Here is a 20,639-nt window from a genome sequence, read left to right as displayed (position 1 = left end):
CTACTCGGAGGCCGGCAGCTTCTCGGGTTCCCGGGCGGCGGTCTCCGTCGCGCGGCGGCGGCCCCGATAGCCGCGCCAGGCAGCGACGAACGCCGGGATCATCGACACGAACAGGATGGCGAGGATGATCTTTTCCAGGTTGTGGTGCACGAACGGCACGTTGCCCAAGAAGTAGCCCGCGAGGGTCGCGCCGCCGCCCCAGGCGATGCCGCCGACGATGTCGAACCCCAAGAACAGCGGATAGCGCATGTAGGACACCCCGGCGATCACCGGGACGAACGTCCGCACGAACGGCGCGAACCGGGCCAGGATGATCGCCCAGGGCCCGTACTTCTCGAAGAACGCGTGTGACTCGGTCACGTAGTGCTTCTTGAAGAACCGCGAGTCTTCCTTCTTGAACAGCGCGGGCCCGATCCGCCGCCCGATGAAATATCCGGTCTGATCGCCCAGGACCGCGACCGTGGTGACGCACGGCGCCAGCACCCAGATGCTGACCGGTGGGTGCGGATGCGCGGCCAGCAGGCCGCCGGTGAACAGCAGCGACTCGCCGGGCAGCAACGGGAACAGCAGCCCGGTCTCGATGAAGACGATGACCAGGATCCCGGGCAGCACCGCCGACCCGAAGACGCCGTCGGCGCCCAGCCAATACATCGGGTCGAGGATGGCGGGCAGGGCCGTCACGGCGGTACTCATGATCCATCAACATACCGGCCCGCGGTGAGCCGCCCGCCGACCTGGACGATACTGGGTGGACCCGGCCGCAGAAGGGGCAGAAGGGAGTTGCCATGCCCATCGCCACGCCCGAGGTCTACGCCGAGATGCTGCGCCGCGCCAAGGAGCACTCGTACGCCTTCCCCGCGATCAACTGCACCTCGTCGGAGACGGTGAACGCCGCCCTCAAGGGCTTCGCCGATGCCGGCAGCGACGGAATCATCCAATTCTCCACCGGCGGAGCCGAATTCGCGTCCGGCCTCGGAGTCAAGGACATGGTCGCCGGGGCGGTGGCGCTGGCCGAGTTCACCCGATCCATCGCGGCCAGGTACCCGATCAACGTCGCGCTCCACACCGACCATTGCCCCAAAGACAAGCTGGACACCTACGTCCGCCCGCTGCTGTCGATCTCGGCCGACCGGGTCAGCGCGGGCGGCGCGCCGTTGTTCGGATCACACATGTGGGACGGGTCGGCGGTGCCGATCGACGAGAACCTGGCGATCGCCCGGCAACTACTCACCGAGGCGTCGGCCGCCAAGATCATCCTCGAGATCGAGATCGGCGTGGTGGGCGGGGAAGAGGACGGCGTCGCCAACGAGATCAACGACAAGCTCTACACCACGCCGGAGGACTTCGAGAAGACCATCGACGCGCTGGGCCACGGCGAGCACGGCAAGTATCTGCTGGCCGCCACGTTCGGCAACGTGCACGGCGTGTACAAGCCCGGCAACGTCAAGCTGCGCCCCGACATCCTGGCCCAGGGCCAGAAGGTGGCGGCGGCCAAGCTCGGGTTGCCCGACGACACGAAACCGTTCGACTTCGTCTTCCACGGCGGCTCCGGATCCGAGAAGTCGGAGATCGAGGAGGCCCTGCGCTACGGCGTGGTGAAGATGAACGTCGACACCGACACGCAGTACGCGTTCACCCGCCCGATCGCCGGCCACATGTTCACCAACTACGACGGCGTGCTGAAGGTCGACGGCGACGTCGGGGCCAAGAAGGCCTACGACCCCCGCAGCTACCTCAAGAAGGCCGAGGCGTCGATGTCGGAGCGGGTGGTCCAGGCGTGCACGGACCTGCACTGCGCCGGAAAGTCGATCGCCTGACCCCGTCGAGCGTCGACTTCTGGGGCTGAATCCGGCCCGTTTCGCGCAACAACTCCACGGTCGGCGGGCAGGGGGCGGGCTAGCGGGTCACCCGCTGGCGGACTGGCAGATCTTCCACTGGTCGTCGCGGTACTGCAGGTCCAGGCTGCGGGTGGAGCGCACCTGCGGGTCGTAGGCCATGAACGTGGTGACGTTGGCCTCGGCGTGCTGGCCGTTGACGACGACCTGGTCGATGCTGGCGATCACCGGATACTGCTTGGCCGCCGAGACCCGCCGGTACGTTTCGTCCCAGGAACGTTCGTCGTAATCGGCGTAGCCGTCGCGGGTGGTGCCGCAGGTGATGGTGCGCAGCGTGGTCAGGTCGCCCCGCTGAATCGCGACGTCGAAGTTGCCGATCGTGTGCCGGACCTGGTCTTCCTGCGAGACGCCGGTGTGTTTACCCCGGGTGAGCAGCACTGTGCCCAGGATCGCGATCGCCGCCAGCGCCAGCACGATCACGACGATCGCCAGTATCCACCCCCAGTTGAATTGCCTGGAGGTGCGCAGCTTCCCGCCGAGCCGGGGTGGGATCGATTGCGGGACAGCGGCTTTGGGCGGGGCCCCGAACTGCGCGGTCCCGTCCTGTCCCGGCGTGGCGAAGACCTCGGTGGCGGGCTCCGGGGTGGTGGAGATGATCGTGGTTTCTTTCGCGTCAAACCCCGGGGCGGTGAAGCGACGCTCGCGCTGCGGTGCCTCCGGCACTTCCTGGGGACCGCTGTGCGGGTCGGGTTTGTTGATCACCACGGTCTCGGTCTCGGCGTCGTTGGGGACCATGGGCACGCTCTCGGTGGCGTCGTCACCGGTCTCGAAGCCGCCGTCGGGGCCGGATTCGGCCCCCCACTCGTCGCTCGGATCGTTGCGAGACTCGCGTGGGTCGAACCCGGGCCGGTTCGGCGGGCCGCCGCGGTCGGGCTCGGATGGGTTGGGCATGAGTACTACTGTCCTCCCGCTGTCGAGTGGGGTAGTTGCAGAGCTTAGCGACCGAGACCCCGGCCCGGGGCGATGGCCGAGGTGCGTCCCGCGGGCAAAACGGGCGAGCTGCAGAATAGAGCCATGACGCCGATGAAGGATCTGCTAGGGCCCGACCCGATCCTGCTGCCCGGGGACCCCGACACCGAGGCGGAGCTGCTGGCCGGCGAGAAGCCGGGCATCGTCGCCGCCGCGCATCCGACGGCGTCGCTGGCCTGGGCGGCGCTGGCCGAGCAGGCGCTGGCCGACGACCAGGCCATCACCGCGTACGCGTACGCCCGCACCGGCTATCACCGCGGCCTGGACCAGCTGCGCCGCAACGGCTGGAAGGGTTTTGGCCCCGTCCCGTATTCGCACGAGCCCAACCGCGGCTTCCTGCGCTGTGTGGCCGCGCTGGCGCGCGCCGCCGACGCGATCGGCGAAACCGACGAGTACGCACGGTGCCTGGACCTGCTCGACGACTGCGACCCCGAGGCGCGCAAAGCGCTTGGGCTGTAACGCCTTAAAAGCTCTCCGAGCAATCGGTGTCGTCGGGGCAGTCGATCTGAACGGTGGCGTGTTCCAGCCCGCGGGCCGATAGCACCGCCCGCGCGTCATGCAGGACCCGGGCGGGGTCCCCGGTGCTGGTCAGGTGCGCCGTGCACATGTCTTTGCCCGGCGACAGCGTCCACACGTGCAGGTCGTGCACCCCCGTCACGCCGTCGACGGCGGCGAGGGCGCGGCGCAGCTCCTCGACGTCGATGTGGGTCGGCGACGACTCGGAAAGGATCCGCAGCGCGTCGCGCGCGAGCGCGATCGCCCGGGGCAGCACCCAGAGCGCGACGAGCACGGCAACCACCACGTCGGCGTAGGGCCAGTGCGTCGTCACGGTGACCACGCCGGCGATCAGCACGCCCAGGCTGCCGACGGTGTCGGCGACGACCTCCATGTAGGCGCCCTTGACGGCCAGGCTCCCCGACGAGTGGGACCGCAGCAGCAGCGCGACGGCGAAGTTGGCGGCCAGCCCGGCCAGCGCGACGACGATCATCGGCACGCCTGGGACGGCGGGCGCCTCGCTGAGCCGCCGGACGGCCTCGTAGAGGATGAACGCCGCCACCCCGATCAGCAGGCCCGCGTTGGCGACGGCGGTGAACACCTCGGCGCGATGCCAGCCATACGTGCGGGCCGGCGACGAGCTGCCGCGGCGGGCCAGCGTGACGGCGGCCAGCCCCATGAACACGGCGACGACGTCGGTCAGCATGTGGCCGGCGTCGGCCAGCAGCGCGATCGAGTTGATCAGCAGCGAGGTGGCCAGTTCCACGACGAAGAACGCCGCCAGGATCGCCGCGGCGGTGACCATGCGCGGGATCAGCCGAGCGTCGTCCGTCTCGGCCGGGGTGTGGTTGTGGCCGGCGCCCATGCCGGGAAATATATGCGTGACGACGCATATATGGCAAGGGTCAGAACCAGCGGCTCCAGAAGCGGGTCAGCCCGTTGCCCCAGCTCACCAGCACGTCCGGCACGCCGGACAGGTCGAACAGCGACAACACGATCCCGAAGAACCAGTGGTTGAGCACCGGCGCCAGGAGCAGGAACAGCAGGATGACGAAGCCCCACTGCTTGGCCGGGGCCAGCGCGCGCTGCGTCTCGGGGCTCAGGTGCGGTTCCAGGGCGTCGTAGCCGTCCAGCCCGGGGATGGGCAGCAGGTTCAGCACGACGGCGGTGAGCTGAAGGAATCCCAGGAACGCCACCGCGGCCCACAGCACCACGTGCGTCGGGTCGAAGAACAACCGGATCAGCGCCAGCAACAGCGCCGCCAGCGCCAGGTTGGCCGCCGGCCCGGCCAGGCTGACCAGCGTGCGACGGGCCGGCGTCATGAACCACGTCCGCACGTAGACCGCCGCCCCGGGCAGGCCGATCCCGCCCAGCGCGACGATCACCAACGGCAGCACGAGCGACAGCGCCGGATGGGCGTAGCGGCGGGGATCCAGCGTCAGGTACCCGCGCACGGCCGCGTCGTGGTCGCCGAACCGCCAGGCGGTGACCGCGTGCCCGAACTCGTGCAGGCACAGCGACACCAGCCAGCCGGCGATCACGAAGATGAACACCCCGACATAGGCCAGCGGCCGCGCGCTGTAGCCGGCCTGCCAGGCCAGTCCACCACCGACCGCCGTCAACCCGAGCAGGGCCAAAAAGATCGGGCTCGGCCGGACCGATTCGCGTTGGGGCGAGGGGAAGCTCACCGCACGAAACTATCGGACCAGCAGCCAGCCCTCGATGTTGCGGTAGAACGCCGAGCGGCGGCCGGGCCGGGGGCGGGGACGCCGTCGCGCAGCACGACGACGCCCGTGCTGCCCAGCTGGGCCGCGCGGCCGGTGACCCACCGGCGCCAGCGCCCCTGGAGCGAGGCCCGCAGGCCGGGCGCGGCCAGCGTCGGCTCGACGAGCACGCCGGCGGCGTCGCCGTCGAACAACGTGGTGTCGTCGACGACCGCCTCGCCGTGGATCACCCGCTCGCCGTCCGGCGGTACCCAGGCGGCGCGCCCGACGACCACCGAGCCGGTCTCGTCGCGGATCAGCGTCACCCGTTGCGCGGAACCGCGGACGGCCCGGCGCGCCGCCCGGCGCCCGGTGGGCAGGCGATAGATCCGGGTCGCCCGGGTGCGCCGCCGCGGCACGTAGGCCACCTCGACGTCGAGCCGCTCCGCGCGCAGCAGCCGGGTCAGCACGGCCGCCAGGTCGGCGTCGGCGCCCACCACGACCAGGCGCGGGAAGGTGCCTATCGCGGCGTCGAGGTCGGGTTCGCCGGCGATGCGGTGGGCGCGCAACCCCCGCAACGGGCCGTAGGTCCGCCCGTGCGTGAACAGCAGGACCGCGGCGGCCGGATCGTCTTGTGTCACAAGCTATCCAATCAAGCTGGTCCAATCTGTTTGACTTCCAACGACTCTGGCTCGATCAATGGGCCATAACGACACAGTCACAACATGGTGTCGGACTGCGAAAGTTGTTGCGGCGCCGCCTGGAAACACCCGGATACTTTACTCCTGCCACCGGGCCTACGTTGTGCGGAATCCCGCCAACGAGTGGCTGAGAGAACGGAGAACGACCATTCGCCGCCTCACCGCCATTGTCTCCGCCGTGCGGCCCGCGCCGCTCGGGTACGGCGCCGGCCCCGCCCGCCTCCGTTGCTGACGACGCACCTCGGTCGCGTTGGCGCCGTGCTGCTTTCGGCCGTGCTGCTGTGCCTCGCATCGGCGCGGGCGTCGGCCGACGAGTCGATCGTGATCGATTTGGTGCGCCACGGGCAGTCGGTGGCCAACGCCGCGAGGGTGATCGATACGGCGGTGCCCGGGGCCGCGCTCACCGCGCTTGGCCAACAACAGGCGCAGGACGTCGCCAATGTGCTCGCGGCGAAGGGCCCGGTCGCCGCGATCTTCGCGTCGCAGTTGATCAGGACGCAGCAGACCGCGGCGCCGTTGGCGGCGGCGCTGGGGATGAATGTCCAGGTGCTGCCCGGGCTCAACGAGATCGACGCGGGCATCTTCAACGGGATGCCGCAGTTCAGCCTGGCGGGGCTGGCGTACCTGCTGGCACCGGTCGCGTGGTTGCTCGGGCTGCGCGTCGTGCCGATGCTCGCGCCGGGCTCGGCCGACCCCAACGGGTACGAGTTCCACAGGCGTTTCAGCGGCGCGCTCCAGACGATGTCCGGCAACGCGGCGACGACCGCGAGCGGCTTCAACGACATGCTCGCAAGGATGTACGGCAGCGCGTTGGCCAACCCGGTCCGCGCGTCCGACGGCAGGATCAGAGAGGTCGCGTTCTCCAGCGAATTCGACATAGGCATCGGGACGATGACGACCGTCAGAAACCCCGAACAGTTGCTCCTGCTTTTCGACCCGCTGCCCAACACCGGCATCGTCGAGATCCAGGGCAATCCCCACGATGGCTGGACGCTGGTCAGCTGGAACGGGAAACCGGCGTGGCCCGGTTGGGCGGCCAAGCGATACGACCGTGACGCCAACGGCCTGTGCCTGATGCTGGACGCGCCGTCGCGCAACGGCGTGTGCGCGGCGAAGCCGCCGCTGGCGGCAAGCCCCTGAGCACCATGCGAGGCCCGACGTCTAGGATCGCCACGTGAGCGCGGCAAGCAAAGACGCGTGCAGCTACGCGCACGGTCACGACGCGGCCAACCGAGGCGCCGTCACCCGACGGCAGTGCGAGCCATCGGGCGATGTCGAAAACCGTTGCAGCGGTGCAAGATCTGGCGTTCTGCCAGCAGAACCACAGTAGGCAGGCGGGAGCAAACTCATGCCGGCAATCGTCCTGATCGGCGCCCAGTGGGGCGACGAGGGCAAAGGTAAGGCCACCGACCTGCTGGGTGGGCGGGTGCAGTGGGTGGTGCGCTACCAGGGTGGCAACAACGCCGGGCACACGGTCGTCTTGCCGACGGGGGAGAACTTCGCCCTGCACCTGATCCCGTCGGGCGTGCTTACGCCCGGCGTCACCAACGTCATCGGCAACGGTGTGGTGATCGACCCCGGCGTGCTGCTCGACGAGCTCAAAGGCCTCGAAGACCGCGGCGTCGACACCTCGAGGCTGCTGATCTCCGCCGACGCGCACCTGCTGTTGCCCTACCACGTGGCCATCGACAAGGTCACCGAGCGCTACATGGGCAACAAGAAGATCGGCACCACCGGCCGCGGCATCGGGCCCTGCTACCAGGACAAGATCGCCCGGATCGGAATCCGCGTCGCGGACGTGCTCGACCGGGACGTGTTGACCCACAAGGTCGAGGCCGCGCTGGAGCTGAAGAACCAGATCTTGGTCAAGATCTACAACCGCAAGGCGCTCGACCCGCACCAGGTGGTCGAGGCCCTGCTCGAGCAGGCGGAGGGTTTCGCGCACCGCATCGCCGACACCCGGCTGTTGCTCAACACCGCGCTGGAGTCCGGCGAAACCGTGTTGCTGGAGGGTTCGCAGGGCACCCTGCTCGACGTCGACCACGGCACGTATCCCTATGTGACGTCGTCGAATCCGACGGCGGGCGGGGCGGCGGTGGGTTCGGGAATCGGGCCGACGCGGATCACCGCGGTGCTGGGCATCCTCAAGGCCTACACCACCCGCGTGGGCTCCGGCCCGTTCCCCACCGAGTTGTTCGATGAGAACGGCGAATACCTGTCCAAGACCGGGGGCGAATTCGGCGTCACCACCGGGCGGCGCCGGCGGTGCGGCTGGTTCGACGCCGTCATCGCCCGCTACGCCACCCGGGTCAACGGCATCACCGACTACTTCCTGACCAAGCTCGACGTGCTGTCCAGCCTGGAAACCGTTCCCGTGTGCGTCGGCTACCAGATCGACGGGGCACGCATCCACGAGATGCCGATGACCCAAAGCGATTTGCACCGCGCCGAGCCGATCTACGAGGAGCTGCCCGGCTGGTGGGAGGACATTTCGCACGCCCGCGAGTTCGACGACCTGCCCGCCAAGGCCCGCGACTACGTGCTTCGGCTCGAAGAGCTTGCGGGAGCCCATGTTTCGTGCATCGGTGTGGGACCCGGGCGCGAACAGACCATCGTGCGCCGCGACGTCCTGGCGGCCCGCGCGTGACGGACCCGGAACCGAACCCGATCGACCTCGATCCCGAATACGAACACCACGGCGGCTTCCCGGAGTACGGGCCCGCCAGCCCCGGTCCCGGCTTCGCCCGGTTCGTCGCCTCGATGCGCCGGCTGCAGGACCTCGCCGTGTCGGCCGACCCGGGTGACGACGTCTGGGACGACGCCGCCGACCGGGTCGCGGCGCTGACCGAGCTGCTGGGGCCGTTTCAGGCCGAGGCCGAGGGCCAGGCGCCCGCGGGCCGCACCCCCGACCTGCCGGGCATGGGCAGCCTGCTGCTGCCGCCGTGGGTCCTGACGCGGTACGACCCCGAGGGCGTCGAAATGACCGGCCACTTCAGCCGGTTCCACGTCGGCGGCAACCACGCGGTGCACGGCGGCGTGCTGCCGCTGCTGTTCGACCACATGTTCGGCATGATCTCCCACGCCGCCAACCGGCCCATCAGCCGCACGGCGTTCCTGCACGTCGACTACCGCAAGGTCACCCCGATCGACGTGCCGCTGCTGGTGCGTGGCCGCGTCACCGGCACCGAGGGCCGCAAGGCGTTCGTCTCCGCCGAATTGGTCGACGAGGACCAGACCGTGCTGGCCGAGGGCAACGGCCTGATGGTGCGGTTGCTTCCCGGTCAGCCCTAGCGCGGCGACGATGCGGCGCGGTGCCACCGCGCCGCTGAGGAGCCGGGCAGTCAGCCCTAGCACTCGCCGAACCGACCTATCCTTGAGCCGTGACTGACGGCGTGACGGACGGACGCGACGACGAGACGACGGCGCTCGTCGTCCCCCCACCGGCCCCCGCCGACGCACGCCCGACGGTGCTGCTGCTGGGTTCCGGCGAGATCAGCCGGGAGCTGGCGATCGCCCTGGGACGCCTCGGGGCGCGGGTGATCGCCGCCGACCGGCACCCCCACGCGCCCGCGCACGGGGTCGCCGATCAGGCGCTGGTGCTCGACATGACCGACGCCGACGAGCTGGCGCAGGCGATCGGGCGGCTGCAACCCACCCTCGTCGTCACCACCACCGACGCGGTCGCCACCGGGGCCCTCGACGCCCTCGACGGCGAGCTGGTGCCCAGCGCCCGCGCCGTGCGGCTCACCGCCGACCGCGAAGGGCTGCGCCGGCTGGCCGCCGACGAGCTGGGGCTGCCCACCGCGCCGTTCTGGTTCGTCGGATCGCTGGGCGAACTCGAGGCGGTCGGCGCGCACGCCGGGTACCCGCTGCTGGTCAAGCCGGTGGCCGGGCCGGCCGGGCAGCGGCAGTCGGTGGTGGCGCGCCGCGAGGACATCGAACCCGCCTGGCGCCGCGCGGTGGGCGACCAGTCCTCCGCCCGGGTGCTGGCCGAAACCGTGGTCGAGGTCGAGTTCTACGTGACCCTGCTGGCGGTGCGCAGCGAGGGCCCGTCGGGGCCGGCCATCGAATTCTGCTCACCCATCGGGCACCGCGGGTCCGACGGGCAGGTGCTGGAATCCTGGCAGCCCCAGAAGATGAGCGCGGCCGCGACGGACGCCGCGAGGTCGATCGCCGCGCGGATCGTCAAGGCGCTGGGCGGGCGCGGCGTGTTCGGGGTCGAATTGATGGTCAACGGCGACGAGGTGTACTTCGCCGGCGTCACGTCGCGCCCGGCCGACAGCGCCTGGGTGACCCTGCGCAGCCAGCGACTTTCGGCGTTCGAGCTGCAGGCCCGCACCATCCTGGGCCTGCCGGTGGACACCATGATGGTGTCGCCGGCCGCCGCCCGGGTGGCGGGCCCGGCCGATCCCCATGACCCCGCCGCGTTGATCGGCGCGCTGAGCGTGCCGGAGAGCGACCTGCGCGTCTCCGGGAGCGGGTTCCGGGCGTTGGCGACCGCGCCGGAGGTGACGGCGGCCCGCGAACGCGCCGGCCAGGCCGCCGAACGGCTGGCCGCCCCGGCGCCCCGCGGCTGAGCCCCGAGATGCGCGCGGCGCCGGTCTCGATACGATCGCAGGTCAGGTAGCGCCGCGCGGGGGGCAATCTCGCCGGGGTGGCTGACGATGCGTACGAAGGACGAGGGAATACGAGCATGAGCACAGAGCGCGGACACTCCTACGCGGGCGACATCTCGCCCCTGGAGGCATGGAAACTGCTCAGCGACAATCCGAACGCCGTGCTGGTCGACGTGCGCACCGACGCCGAATGGCGATTCGTCGGGGTGCCCGATCTGTCCAGCCTCGGCCGCGAGGTGCTGTTCCTCGAATGGAATTCCTCCGACGGCAGGCCCAACGCGAACTTCGCCGACCAGCTGCGCGAGCAGGTGGCGCCGGCCGAAACCGACGCGGATCGCCCGGTGCTGTTTTTGTGTCGCTCCGGAAACCGCTCCATCGGCGCCGCCGAGGTGGCGACCCAGCTGGGGATCACGCCGGCCTACAACATCCTGGACGGCTTCGAGGGCCAGCTGGACGCCAACGGTCATCGCGGCGAGTCGGGCTGGCGGGCGATCGGATTGCCTTGGAAGCAAGGTTGATCCGGGCATGACGCCCGCCGATCACGACTCGGTTCGCACTCCCGCACCGTTGCCCGAAGGCGTCAGCCAGGCGACCATCGGCGTGCGCGGTGGGCTGCTGCGCTCGGGGTTCGACGAGACCGCCGAGGCGCTGTACCTGACGTCGGGCTACGTCTACGAAACCGCGGCGGTCGCCGAGCAGTCGTTCACCGGCGAGGTCGACCGCTTCGTCTACTCGCGGTACGGCAACCCGACCGTGACGATGTTCGAGGAGCGGCTGCGCCTGCTCGAAGGGGCACCGGCGGCGTTTGCCACCGCGAGCGGCATGGCGGCGGTGTTCACGTCACTGGGCGCGCTGCTGGGCGCGGGGGACCGGTTGGTCGCGTCGCGCAGCCTGTTCGGCTCGTGTTTCGTGGTGTGCAACGAGATCCTGCCGCGCTGGGGTGTCGAGACCGTCTTCGTCGACGGCGACGACCTGTCCCAGTGGGAACAGGCGTTGTCGGTGCCCACCACGGCGGTGTTCTTCGAAACCCCGTCGAATCCGATGCAGTCGCTGGTGGACATCGCCGCGGTGACCGAGCTGGCCCACGCCGCGGGCGCAAAGGTGGTGCTGGACAACGTTTTCGCCACACCGCTGCTGCAGCAGGGCGTCCCGCTCGGCGTCGACGTGGTGGTGTACTCGGGCACCAAGCACATCGACGGCCAGGGCCGGGTGCTGGGCGGGGCCATCCTCGGCGACAAGGAGTACATCGACGGCCCGGTACAGAAACTGATGCGGCACACCGGCCCGGCGATGAGCGCGTTCAACGCCTGGGTGTTGTTGAAAGGCCTTGAGACGATGGCCATCCGGGTCGAGCACAGCAATTCATCGGCGTACCGGATCGCCGAATTCCTCGAGACCCATCCGGCGGTGAGCTGGGTGCGCTACCCCTATCTGTCCTCACACCCGCAATACGACCTGGCCAAGCGCCAGATGTCGGGCGGCGGAACGGTGATCACCTTCGCGCTCGAAGTGCCGGACAGCTCAAAAAACTCTGCCAAACAGCGGGCTTTCGAGGTGCTGGACAAGTTGACGCTGATCGACATCTCCAACAACCTCGGCGACGCCAAATCCCTTGTCACACATCCCGCGACCACCACTCACCGGGCGATGGGCCCGGAGGGCCGCGCGGCGATCGGGCTCGGCGACGGCGTGGTCCGCATCTCCGTCGGCCTGGAAGGCACCGACGACCTGATCGCCGACATCGATCGGGCCCTGAGCTAGCCGGCCGCCTTCTGCTCGGCCGTCTCGGCGCGCTCGGCGGCCGCGAGCGTGCCTTCGGCGGCCTGCTGCTCCACCCAGTTCACCAGCGGCCGGGCGTAGATCATCTGGCTGGTGATGGCCATCTGGCCGCGGGTGCGGCCCAGGAACGAGATCCCCCAGGCGAACATGGCGGCCAGCCGGTTCCGGTGGCCGATGAGGTAGTACAGGTGCAGCACCAGCCACGCCAGCCAGGCGAAGAACCCGGCGAATTCCACCTTGCCGACCTGCGCGACGGCACTGTAGCGGGAGATGAGCGCCATGCTGCCCTTGTTCACGTACCGGAAGGGCTTGCGGTCGTCGGGATTGTCCTCACCCTTGAGCGCGTGCTTGATGACGGTGGCGGCGTATTTCGCGCCCTGGATCGCGCCCTGCGCCATCCCGGGCACGCCGGGCACCGACATCAGGTCGCCGACGACGAACACGTACGGGTGCCCCTTGACGGTGAGGTCGGGTTCGACGATCACCCTTCCGGCGCGGTCGGTTTCGGTTCCGTCGGACTGTTCGGCGAGCATCGCGCCCAGCGAGCTGGCCTGCACGCCGGCCGCCCACACCTTGCACGCGCATTCGATGCGGCGCTCGCCGCCGTCCTTCTCCTTGATCGTGATGCCCATGTAGTCGACCGCGGTCACCATCGCATTGAGCTGGACCTCGACGTCCATCTTCTCCAGCCGCCGCTGGGCCTTGAGGCCCAGCTTGGTGCCCATCGGCGGCAACACCGCGGGCGCCGCGTCGAGCAGGATGACGCGGCATTCGCTGGGGGTGATCGTCCGGAACGCGCCGGCCAGGGTGCGCTCGGCCAGCTGGACGATCTCGCCGGCCAGCTCGACGCCGGTGGGCCCGGCGCCGACCACCACGAAGGTCAGGCGGCGTTTGCGCTCGGCCGGATCGGTGGCGACCTCGGCGGCCTCGAAGGCGCCGAGGATGCGGCCGCGCAGCTCCAGGGCGTCGTCGATGCTCTTCATCCCGGGCGCGAAGGCGGCGTACTCGTCGTGGCCGAAGTAGGACTGCTGTGCGCCGGCGGCCACGATCAGGCTGTCGTAGGGCGTCACCGTCTCCATGCCCATCAGGTGCGATGTCACCGTCTTGGCGGTGAGGTCGATGGCGGAGACTTCGCCCCACAGCACCCGGACGTTGCGCTGCCGGCGCAGGATCAGTCTGGTGGTCGGCGCGATGTCGCCTTCGGACAGGATGCCCGTGGCCACCTGATACAGCAGCGGCTGGAAGAGGTGCGTGGTCGTCTTCGAGATCACGGTCACCTCGACTTCGGTGCCCTTGGGGGCGCGTTTGAGCGCCTTCGCCGCGGTCAACCCGCCGAAACCGCTTCCGATGATGACCACACGATGGCGCGACATGCCTCCACCGTACGACGCCGCACCCACGAAAGGCGAGGCCGACGTGCGCGCGGATGCGCGGCGCGTCGGAGCCACCGGGCCAGCAGAAGGAGCCGCAGAAGTCGAAAATGCGTGCGGCCAAGCCGATCTCGACGTCTCTACGGACGCCATAACCCGAAATGGCGTGTGTGGTAACGGATCCCGGCGGCCGGGGCCGCGGCGCGCATCAGGGCATGCTGTGGCCCCGGCCGATCACCTTGTGCCCTTCGCTACGCGAAGCGTGATGTGAGTGAACGGGCCCCAATTGAGCTCGGGGCCCGTTCGGTTACCGCTATCCGGTGCAGGTCAAACCGGGACCACAGTCGATAACGAGCGGAATCGTGCACGCCGAGGTCATTGGCGCTGCGAAAGCCAGCACCACGGCGACGACGATTTTGCTAGTACGACGTGACATTAGAACCCCCTACGTCTGGGAGACGACATTCTAAGGCCCGATGTCGGCGAGCTTACGTTGTCAATCGCTCGCAGATAAGCGATTTCGCGAATATTTCCGACCAATTCGTCAAACGGATGACCGACGAACCCAGCTCGGATGCGACCGCCTGGCCGCGAACGGAATTCAGCAAAATCCGGTGGCCCGGTGAATGGGAATTATCCTGCGCGGGGCCCATGTCGCGGCTATATTGGATCGCTATTTACCCGCCGCTCGCCGGCGCCGCTGCGCAAATTGGATATGAATTCAAATAGGCCCCGAGCTCGCGCCGCCCGACGCACGGCGAAACCGTCGGGATGGCAATTTGTTTCAGCGACGGGTGGGAGGGCATCGCGGCCGCTCAGAACGGCCACCCGCTGGCGTCGCTCTTGTACTTGGCGTTGAGGCCGCTGCAGAAGTCGGCGGCGGTGCCGGCGAGCAGGATGTAATAGGTCTCGCCGCGGCGGCTGTCGTAGGACGTCGGCGTGGTCCAGCCGTTGTTGCACATGGCGGTTTCGCCGCCCGCGGCGGTCCTTCGCCAATTGGTCTTCACGCAGCCCACCAGGCCGTCGAGGCTCGGCGTCGCGCTCTTGGCCGCGACCAGCATCGCGCCGCCCCACTGCCCGTCGTTGCGCCGATAGGCGCGCGCCCCGAATCCCGAATTGTCGGTCTGACACGCCAACGCCCGGCGCAGCAGCGAGAAGGGCCCCGCGAGTTGCGGGTTGGCGGCTCCCGCCGCGGACGTGATGAACTGCGCCGCGTCCGAGCCGTCGACCTCCTGCACGACGTTAGGATTGCCAAAGCTGAAGAGCTGCTGGGCGATTCCCTGCGCCGCCGCGGAACCCCCGCCGATGATCGGCCCGCTGCCGCTGGACGCCATCGGGGGCAGCGCCGCTGCCGGATCGGCGCCCGCCGCGGGCAGGCCGGCGGCGGCTCCCAGGGCCAACAAGGCGATCGTGCCGCGGACGCGGCGTGCGGTGACTCCCATGCCCTTCATTCCAGCACGTGCGCGTAGTCGACGCGGCGGTCGTCGGCGATCAATCCGCCCAGCACGTGGCGGATCTGCAACGCGATGTATTCGTCGAGGGTGTAGGTCGGCCCGAAGTGCCAGTGCTTGAGCGCCCAACCGTGGGCCAGCAGCATGATGTCGAACACGGTGAGGTCGACGTCGACCCCGCGGAAGACGCCCTGGGCGACGCCGGCCTCGATCACCGCGCGCAGCGGTGCGGCCGTGGCGATTTCGAGGTCCTTGATCTGGGTGCGGCCGGGCGACCCGAGGGTTCGGCTCTCCCGGTAGGTCAGGACCACGCCGTCGAGGTTCTCGTCGACGATCTGGATGTAGCGTCGGACCCCCGCGGTCAGCTGGTCCACGACGTCGTCGCCGGCGGCGGCGATGACCGGCGCCAGCTGATCGCGGAACGCGTCGAGGATGCGCACGATCGTGGCGAGCAGCAGGTCTTCCTTGCCGCCGAAGTATTTGTAGAGCAGGCCGACGCTGACCTCGGCCTCGGTGGCCAGGTCCTGCATGGACATCTGGTGAAACCCGGTCCTGCCCATGACTTTGACCGCGGCATCGAGCACCTGGCGGCGCCGCGAGCTGACGCGGGCGGCGCGCACCGCCTCCTCGGCGGGAAGGGCGCTGTAGTCGGCGACGTCGGTGGCCATCGGCTGTCCCTACAGGCCCAGGTCCTTGGCGATGATCGTCTTCATGATCTCGTTGGTGCCGCCGTAGATGGTTTGGATGCGGGCGTCGACGAACGCGCGCGCCACGCTGTACTCGCGCATGTAGCCGTACCCGCCGTGCAACTGCAGGCAGCGGTCGGCGGTGCGCACCTGCAGGTCGGTGGTCCACCATTTCAGCCGGGCGGCCCGGGCGGCCGTCAGTTCGCCCTCGAGGTGCTCGGCGAGGCAGTCGTCGAGATACGTTCGCGCGACGTCGATTTCGGTGGCCAACTCGGCGAGCACGAATTGGCTGTGCTGGAAGCTGGCGATCGGTGATCCGAAGGCCGTGCGATCGCGGACGTAGTCGAGGGTTGCGGCCAGGATCGCTTCCGCGGCGGCCACCGCCCCGACACCGAGCGCGAGCCGCTCCTGGGGCAGGTTCTTCATCAACTGATAGAAGCCGCGGCCCTCTGATTCGAGCAGGTTGTCCTTCGGCACCCGCATATCGGTGAAGGTGAGCTCGCTGGTGTCCTGGGCGTGCAAGCCGATCTTCTCCAGGTTGCGGCCGCGAGAAAAGCCCGGGGTGTCGGCGTCGACCACCAGAAGTGACAGTCCCTGATGGCGATCCGGCGAGGTGCGCGCGGCGATGACGAACAGGTCCCCGACCTGACCGTTGGAGATGAACGTCTTGGCGCCGTTGACGACGTAGTCGTCGCCGTCTCGCACCGCGGTCGTGCGGATCCCGGCCAGATCGCTGCCGGTGCCAGGCTCGGTCATCCCGATGCCGAGCACGGTCTCGCCGGTGACCACGCCGGGCAGCCAGCGCTGTTGCTGCTCCGGGGTCGTCAAGTCGGTGAGATAGGGCAGCACCACGTCGTTTTGCAGCGTGAAGGCGATGGCCTCCGCCGCCGCCCCGGCCCGCTGCAACTCGTCGATCACGATCGCGTTGTAGCGGAAGTCGTCCACCCCCGGGCCGCCGAGATGCTCGGGCACCGAAAAGCCCAGCAGCCCAAGCTTGCCCGCCTCGATGAACAGCGAGCGGTCCCACTGGCCGTCGCGTTCCCAGCTCTCGTGGTTGGGCGCGACCGTCTGCCGCACGAAATCCCGTACCAGTTCCCGGAACTGGCGATGCTCGTGCGTGTAGGTCAGTCGGCTCATCAGCGGAAGGCGTCGCTGCCGGTGAACGCCTGGCCGAGGACCAGCTGATGCATCTCGGGTGTGCCCTCGTAGGTCAGCACCGATTCCAGGTTGACCATGTGCCGGATCACGGGATATTCCAGCGATATCCCGTTGCCGCCCAGTATCGTTCGGGCGGTCCGGCAGATCTCGATCGCCTCCCGGGTGTTGTTCAGCTTGCCGAAGCTCACCTGCTCGGGACGCAGGCCCACGCTGTCCTTGAGGCGGCCGAGGTGCAGCGACAGCAGCTGGCCCTTGTGCAGTTCGACGGCCATGTCGACGAGTTTGGCCTGGGTCAACTGGAATCCGGCGATCGGGCGGCCGAACTGGGTGCGCTGCGTGGCGTAGTCGAGGGCCGCCTGCCAGGCCGAGCGCGCGGCTCCCATGGAGCCCCAGATGATTCCGTACCGGGCCTCGGACAGGCACGACAGCGGCCCGCGCAACCCCTTGGCCTCGGGCAGCATCGCCTCGGCGGGCAGCCGCACGTCGTCGAGCACCAGCTCGCTGGTGATCGAGGCCCGCAACGACAGCTTGTGGTGAATGGTGTTGGCGCTGAAGCCCGCCGTCTTGGTGGGCACGATGAAACCGCGGACCCCGTCATCGGTGTTGGCCCACACGACCGCGACGTCGGCCACCGAGCCGTTGGTGATCCACAACTTGCGGCCGGTGAGCACCCAGTCCGAACCATCCCGTCGCGCACGGGTTTTCATCGCGGCGGGGTCGGATCCGACGTCGGGCTCGGTCAGCCCGAAGCAGCCGAGCAGCTCGCCGGTGGCCATGCCCGGGAGCCATTCCTGCTTCTGCTCCTCGGATCCGAAATTCCAGATCGCAAACATCGCCAGCGAGCCCTGCACCGAGACCATCGATCGAATGCCGGAGTCGGCGGCCTCGAGCTCGACGCAGGCCAGGCCGTAGTGCACGGCGGAGGCCCCGCCGCAGCCGTACCCGTCCAGGTGCATGCCCAGCAGACCCAGCTGGCCGAACCCCTTGGCGAGTTCGCGGACCGGGAGGTCGCCGATCTCGAACCACTCCGCGACGTGGGGCAGGACGTGCTCGGCGCAGAATTCCCGGACGGTCTCGCGCACGGCGCGTTCGTCGTCGGACAGGGAGGCGTCCAGGCCGAGCGGGTCGTAGCGGTCGAAGGCGGGCGGCGTCTTGGTGCTCATAGGAGTCAGCCTGCCACTAGCCGGCCACTAACCGGCCATCGTCAGGCCGCCGCTGACGCTGATCACCTGTCCGGTGATGAACGAGGCGGCCTCCGACGCGAAGAACAACACCGGCGCGGCGACCTCGTCGGGCCGGGCAAGGCGGCGGAACGGGATCGCCTTGACCAGTGCCTCCTTCAGCTTCTCGGGCTGCGCGTGAAACAGCGGCGTGTCGGTCGGTCCGGGGCACACGCAGTTCACCGTGATCTGGTGCCGCGCCATCTCGCGGGCCAGCGACTTGGTCAGGGCGATCACCCCGCCCTTGGCGCCGGCGTAGATGCTCTCGCCCGCGCTACCCACCCGGCCGGCGTCACTGGCCAGGTTGACCACGCGCCCGCCGCCGTGCGTCTCGATCATCCCCGGCAGGAACGCCGAGCAGACATGCACGGGCCCCAGGTAGTTGATCGCGACCACCTTCTGCGCGAATTCCGCCGTGGCATTGAGGAATTGGTCAGTGCGGTCCCATCCGGCGGCGTTGACGACGACGTTGGGCACCCCGAGGTCGGCGTTGATGCGATCCCGCAGCGCGTTGACTTGATCCGGGTCGGCCACGTCCACCGGCAGCGCGGTGATCTTGTCGGGGTGTTCCCCGGCGGTGGCCGAGGCCGCCGCCTCGTCGAGGTCCGCGGCCACCACGCGGTCGCCGCGGGCGGCGAGTCCGAGCGCGATCGCCCTGCCGATGCCGGAACCGGCGCCGGTCACCACCGCGAGGCCATCAGGTGAATGGGTATTCATCGCTGACGAATCTAGGTTCACCGCGGCCGCCGGGTCAAGGATTGAGGCCCTGCCCCGGTAGTCTCGCTGCATGCTTAGGCTCCGGTGGCTGGGCTGGCTGGCCGTGGACGTCGTCGGCGTGCTGGTGTTCTGCGCCCTGGGGCGCCGCAGCCATGACGAAGGGCTCAACCTCACCGGCATCGCCACGACGGCGTGGCCGTTTCTCACCGGCACCGCCGTCGGTTGGCTGGCCGCACGCGGCTGGCGGCGGCCCACCGCCGTGGCGCCCACCGGGGTCGTCGTCTGGTTGTCCACCGTGGTCGTCGGCATGGTGCTGCGCAAGGCGACGTCTGCGGGCGTGGCCGCCAGTTTCGTCGTGGTGGCGACGGCGGTCACGGCGTTGTTGTTGCTGGGCTGGCGAGTGGCCGTGGGGCTTACCCTGCGGCGCCGCTCCGACGTCTGAGCGCGCGATGGCACCGACGGCCGATGTGGAGGTGACCGCGACGTTCGGGGCCGCCGCGCGGGCTGTGGCCACCCACAAGGGCCTGCTGAACGACCCGTTCGCCGAACCGTTGTTGTGCGCGGTCGGGATCGACTACCTCACCCGGGCGATCAAGGACCACGCGTTCGCGGCGGAGGGATCGCCGGTCGGCGACGACGCGGCGATGACGGCGCTGATGGACGCGCTGGCGGCGCACACCCGCTTCGTGGACGAATTCCTGGCCGACGCGGGCCGGGCGGGCATTCGCCAGGTGGTGATCCTGGCGTCGGGCCTGGACAGCCGCGCCTACCGGCTGTGGTGGCCGCGGGGGACGACGGTCTACGAGATCGATCGGCCGCAGGTGCTCGACTTCAAGTCCGACGTGCTTCGGGGGCTGGACGCCACCCTGGCCACCAACCGATGCGCGGTCGGCATCGACCTGCGCGACGATTGGCCGGCGGCGTTGCGGCGGGTGGGTTTTGACGCCGCCCAGCCCACGGTGTGGGTCGCCGAGCAGTTGCTCGTCGGGTATCTGCCGCCCCAGGAGCAGAGCCGGTTGCTGCGCGGGGTCACCGCGGCCAGCGCCCTCGGCAGCCGGTTGGCCGCCGATCACATGCCCACCTGGAATCCCTTGCAGCTGGGCGCCGAACGCGCCTTCGTCGACGGCTGGCGGCGGCGCGGCCTCGACGTCGATCTGGCCAGCCTGACCTATCCGGGCGAATACCACTATGTCCCTGAGTATTTGGCGGCCCACGGCTGGGAAACGCGTGGGCGTGACATCGCCGACTTGCTGCGCACCATGGGGCTGGGCAAGCGGCGGCGCACCGGGCGCGGCGACGCGGAGTTCATCCCGGAATACGTCACCGCGACACGCGTTTGAGTTTTCGATGATGCCGGAATCCATTCCGCCAGACGGCCGGTTGCGGTTCGTCTCGGCGACCCACGACGATCCGCTGGCCCAACCGCTGTTGGCCGAGTTGGCCGTCGAGTACGCGGAGCGCTACGGCGGCACGCCGAGCACGCATCTGTCCTGGCTGCCCGTGCCGGAGGCCGAGCTGGCGCCGCCGGATGGCGGGTTGTTGATCGGCGTGGTGGGCGGCGTGCCGGTGACCGGCGGCGCGTTTCGCCGCTACGACGCCCACACCGCCGAACTCAAGCGGATCTGGACCGACGCCGCCCATCGGCGCCGCGGCTATGCTCGGGCGTTGCTGGCCGCGCTGGAGGCCGAGACCCTGGCGCGCGGGTACCGGCGGCTCTACTTGATCACCGGCAACCGGCAGCCCGAGGCCGAGGCGCTCTACGACGCGACGGGCTATACCCGGGTGGCGCCGGACCCGCTGCCGTCCTGGGGGCCGTTCATCCCGATCGCCTTCGAGAAGTGGCTGGCATAGCCGGCGCCGCAACGGGTTTGGGGCGGCG

21 protein-coding genes and 1 pseudogene are annotated in these 20,639 nt (G+C 69.4%); 11 read left to right on the top strand and 11 right to left on the bottom strand.

Translation table 11 applies throughout. From position 1 onward, the window contains the following. Positions 1–693, bottom strand: a complete 693-nt coding sequence (locus tag W7U_RS19220) for a DedA family protein (RefSeq protein WP_008261494.1) — start codon at positions 691–693, stop codon at positions 1–3. A 92-nt stretch (positions 694–785) separates the two neighbouring features. Between W7U_RS19220 and fbaA the strand changes: the two genes are divergently transcribed. Further along, positions 786–1,817, top strand: a complete 1,032-nt coding sequence (gene fbaA / locus W7U_RS19215) for a class II fructose-bisphosphate aldolase (protein WP_008261492.1) — start codon at positions 786–788, stop codon at positions 1,815–1,817. Positions 1,818–1,904: 87 nt separating this feature from the next. Here the strand turns inward: fbaA and W7U_RS19210 are convergent, their stop codons facing one another. Beyond that, complete coding sequence (locus tag W7U_RS19210) at positions 1,905–2,786, bottom strand: hypothetical protein (RefSeq protein WP_008261490.1); 882 nt, start codon at positions 2,784–2,786, stop codon at positions 1,905–1,907. A 123-nt stretch (positions 2,787–2,909) separates the two neighbouring features. Between W7U_RS19210 and W7U_RS19205 the strand changes: the two genes are divergently transcribed. Next, positions 2,910–3,323: a DUF3151 domain-containing protein gene (locus W7U_RS19205; protein WP_008261488.1), complete on the top strand. Its 414-nt coding sequence runs from the start codon at positions 2,910–2,912 to the stop codon at positions 3,321–3,323. 4 nt (positions 3,324–3,327) lie between these two features. On the opposite strand, the gene W7U_RS19200 is transcribed toward W7U_RS19205, so the two are convergent. The 3 genes and pseudogenes from W7U_RS19200 to W7U_RS19190 form a co-directional block, all read right to left on the bottom strand. After that, positions 3,328–4,224: a cation diffusion facilitator family transporter gene (locus W7U_RS19200; protein WP_008261485.1), complete on the bottom strand. Its 897-nt coding sequence runs from the start codon at positions 4,222–4,224 to the stop codon at positions 3,328–3,330. A 40-nt stretch (positions 4,225–4,264) separates the two neighbouring features. Next, positions 4,265–5,047, bottom strand: a complete 783-nt coding sequence (locus tag W7U_RS19195) for a site-2 protease family protein (RefSeq protein WP_008261482.1) — start codon at positions 5,045–5,047, stop codon at positions 4,265–4,267. Positions 5,048–5,056: 9 nt separating this feature from the next. Continuing rightward, positions 5,057–5,703 (bottom strand): annotated as a pseudogene (locus W7U_RS19190) (peptidase M50). A 285-nt stretch (positions 5,704–5,988) separates the two neighbouring features. Here W7U_RS19190 and W7U_RS19185 point away from each other — a divergent pair. The 6 genes from W7U_RS19185 (at position 5,989) to W7U_RS19160 (ending at position 12,140) form a co-directional block, all read left to right on the top strand. Continuing rightward, entirely contained in the window at positions 5,989–6,903 is a 915-nt protein-coding gene (locus W7U_RS19185; protein WP_170320614.1) for a histidine phosphatase family protein, read from the top strand. A gap of 208 nt (positions 6,904–7,111) precedes the next feature. Continuing rightward, positions 7,112–8,410 (top strand): adenylosuccinate synthase, encoded by a 1,299-nt coding sequence (locus tag W7U_RS19180; RefSeq protein ID WP_008261479.1) that lies wholly within the window; start codon positions 7,112–7,114, stop codon positions 8,408–8,410. Beyond that, positions 8,407–9,054 carry a PaaI family thioesterase gene (locus W7U_RS19175; RefSeq protein ID WP_008261478.1) on the top strand — a complete coding sequence of 216 codons (648 nt, stop codon included), beginning with the start codon at positions 8,407–8,409 and terminating at the stop codon, positions 9,052–9,054. The genes W7U_RS19180 and W7U_RS19175 overlap by 4 nt, the downstream gene beginning before the upstream one ends. An 89-nt stretch (positions 9,055–9,143) precedes the next feature. After that, positions 9,144–10,340, top strand: a complete 1,197-nt coding sequence (purT, locus tag W7U_RS19170; protein ID WP_020823680.1) for a formate-dependent phosphoribosylglycinamide formyltransferase — start codon at positions 9,144–9,146, stop codon at positions 10,338–10,340. Between the two features lie 116 nt (positions 10,341–10,456). Next, a complete protein-coding gene (locus W7U_RS19165) occupies positions 10,457–10,897 on the top strand; it encodes a rhodanese-like domain-containing protein (protein ID WP_008261475.1) in 441 nt (146 codons plus the stop codon). A 7-nt stretch (positions 10,898–10,904) separates the two neighbouring features. Further along, the gene (locus W7U_RS19160; RefSeq protein WP_008261473.1) at positions 10,905–12,140 is read left to right on the top strand and encodes an O-succinylhomoserine sulfhydrylase; all 1,236 of its coding nucleotides are present in this window, start codon (positions 10,905–10,907) and stop codon (positions 12,138–12,140) included. Here the strand turns inward: W7U_RS19160 and W7U_RS19155 are convergent. The 6 genes from W7U_RS19155 to W7U_RS19130 all read right to left on the bottom strand — a co-directional run bounded on the left by W7U_RS19155 (position 12,137) and on the right by W7U_RS19130 (position 18,760). Further along, positions 12,137–13,531: an NAD(P)/FAD-dependent oxidoreductase gene (locus tag W7U_RS19155; protein ID WP_008261470.1), complete on the bottom strand. Its 1,395-nt coding sequence runs from the start codon at positions 13,529–13,531 to the stop codon at positions 12,137–12,139. The two genes, W7U_RS19160 and W7U_RS19155, sit on opposite strands and share 4 nt — an antisense overlap. Before the next feature lie 812 nt (positions 13,532–14,343). Next, positions 14,344–14,970 carry a hypothetical protein gene (locus W7U_RS19150; protein ID WP_008261466.1) on the bottom strand — a complete coding sequence of 209 codons (627 nt, stop codon included), beginning with the start codon at positions 14,968–14,970 and terminating at the stop codon, positions 14,344–14,346. A gap of 5 nt (positions 14,971–14,975) precedes the next feature. Then, on the bottom strand, positions 14,976–15,647 hold the full coding sequence (locus tag W7U_RS19145; RefSeq protein ID WP_008261464.1) for a TetR/AcrR family transcriptional regulator: 672 nt from the start codon (positions 15,645–15,647) through the stop codon (positions 14,976–14,978). Positions 15,648–15,656: 9 nt separating this feature from the next. Continuing rightward, positions 15,657–16,802: an acyl-CoA dehydrogenase family protein gene (locus tag W7U_RS19140; RefSeq protein WP_008261463.1), complete on the bottom strand. Its 1,146-nt coding sequence runs from the start codon at positions 16,800–16,802 to the stop codon at positions 15,657–15,659. After that, the gene (locus tag W7U_RS19135) at positions 16,802–17,986 is read right to left on the bottom strand and encodes an acyl-CoA dehydrogenase (RefSeq protein ID WP_008261462.1); all 1,185 of its coding nucleotides are present in this window, start codon (positions 17,984–17,986) and stop codon (positions 16,802–16,804) included. The genes W7U_RS19140 and W7U_RS19135 overlap by 1 nt, the downstream gene beginning before the upstream one ends. A 27-nt stretch (positions 17,987–18,013) precedes the next feature. Then, the gene (locus W7U_RS19130; RefSeq protein ID WP_036429539.1) at positions 18,014–18,760 is read right to left on the bottom strand and encodes an SDR family oxidoreductase; all 747 of its coding nucleotides are present in this window, start codon (positions 18,758–18,760) and stop codon (positions 18,014–18,016) included. 70 nt (positions 18,761–18,830) lie between these two features. On the opposite strand from W7U_RS19130, the gene W7U_RS19125 reads away from it, so the two are divergent. From W7U_RS19125 to W7U_RS19115, 3 genes are read left to right on the top strand one after another with little or no spacing between them, the layout of a single operon-like run. Beyond that, the gene (locus W7U_RS19125) at positions 18,831–19,202 is read left to right on the top strand and encodes a DUF3054 domain-containing protein (protein ID WP_008261460.1); all 372 of its coding nucleotides are present in this window, start codon (positions 18,831–18,833) and stop codon (positions 19,200–19,202) included. A gap of 7 nt (positions 19,203–19,209) precedes the next feature. Then, complete coding sequence (locus W7U_RS19120; protein WP_008261459.1) at positions 19,210–20,100, top strand: class I SAM-dependent methyltransferase; 891 nt, start codon at positions 19,210–19,212, stop codon at positions 20,098–20,100. Between the two features lie 7 nt (positions 20,101–20,107). Further along, a complete protein-coding gene (locus W7U_RS19115; protein WP_008261457.1) occupies positions 20,108–20,611 on the top strand; it encodes a GNAT family N-acetyltransferase in 504 nt (167 codons plus the stop codon). Positions 20,612–20,639 lie beyond the last annotated feature (28 nt).

The organism is Mycobacterium sp. H4Y (assembly GCF_000364405.1).
Lineage (GTDB): Bacteria > Actinomycetota > Actinomycetes > Mycobacteriales > Mycobacteriaceae > Mycobacterium > Mycobacterium intracellulare.
This window is presented reverse-complemented; position numbering and strand designations above follow the sequence as displayed.

Excerpts from the sequence above, each read along its gene's own strand:
- W7U_RS19210 (WP_008261490.1), bottom strand. The coding sequence starts at position 2,786 with ATGCCCAACCCATCCGAGCCCGACCGCGGCGGCCCGCCGAACCGGCCC.
- W7U_RS19120 (WP_008261459.1), top strand. The coding sequence starts at position 19,210 with ATGGCACCGACGGCCGATGTGGAGGTGACCGCGACGTTCGGGGCCGCC.
- W7U_RS19125 (WP_008261460.1), top strand. The coding sequence starts at position 18,831 with ATGCTTAGGCTCCGGTGGCTGGGCTGGCTGGCCGTGGACGTCGTCGGC.
- W7U_RS19130 (WP_036429539.1), bottom strand. The coding sequence starts at position 18,760 with ATGAATACCCATTCACCTGATGGCCTCGCGGTGGTGACCGGCGCCGGT.
- fbaA (WP_008261492.1), top strand. The coding sequence starts at position 786 with ATGCCCATCGCCACGCCCGAGGTCTACGCCGAGATGCTGCGCCGCGCC.
- W7U_RS19160 (WP_008261473.1), top strand. The coding sequence starts at position 10,905 with ATGACGCCCGCCGATCACGACTCGGTTCGCACTCCCGCACCGTTGCCC.
- W7U_RS19165 (WP_008261475.1), top strand. The coding sequence starts at position 10,457 with ATGAGCACAGAGCGCGGACACTCCTACGCGGGCGACATCTCGCCCCTG.
- W7U_RS19145 (WP_008261464.1), bottom strand. The coding sequence starts at position 15,647 with ATGGCCACCGACGTCGCCGACTACAGCGCCCTTCCCGCCGAGGAGGCG.
- W7U_RS19205 (WP_008261488.1), top strand. The coding sequence starts at position 2,910 with ATGACGCCGATGAAGGATCTGCTAGGGCCCGACCCGATCCTGCTGCCC.
- W7U_RS19150 (WP_008261466.1), bottom strand. The coding sequence starts at position 14,970 with ATGGGAGTCACCGCACGCCGCGTCCGCGGCACGATCGCCTTGTTGGCC.
- W7U_RS19180 (WP_008261479.1), top strand. The coding sequence starts at position 7,112 with ATGCCGGCAATCGTCCTGATCGGCGCCCAGTGGGGCGACGAGGGCAAA.
- W7U_RS19220 (WP_008261494.1), bottom strand. The coding sequence starts at position 693 with ATGAGTACCGCCGTGACGGCCCTGCCCGCCATCCTCGACCCGATGTAT.
- W7U_RS19115 (WP_008261457.1), top strand. The coding sequence starts at position 20,108 with ATGATGCCGGAATCCATTCCGCCAGACGGCCGGTTGCGGTTCGTCTCG.
- W7U_RS19155 (WP_008261470.1), bottom strand. The coding sequence starts at position 13,531 with ATGTCGCGCCATCGTGTGGTCATCATCGGAAGCGGTTTCGGCGGGTTG.
- W7U_RS19140 (WP_008261463.1), bottom strand. The coding sequence starts at position 16,802 with ATGAGCCGACTGACCTACACGCACGAGCATCGCCAGTTCCGGGAACTG.
- W7U_RS19135 (WP_008261462.1), bottom strand. The coding sequence starts at position 17,986 with ATGAGCACCAAGACGCCGCCCGCCTTCGACCGCTACGACCCGCTCGGC.
- W7U_RS19200 (WP_008261485.1), bottom strand. The coding sequence starts at position 4,224 with ATGGGCGCCGGCCACAACCACACCCCGGCCGAGACGGACGACGCTCGG.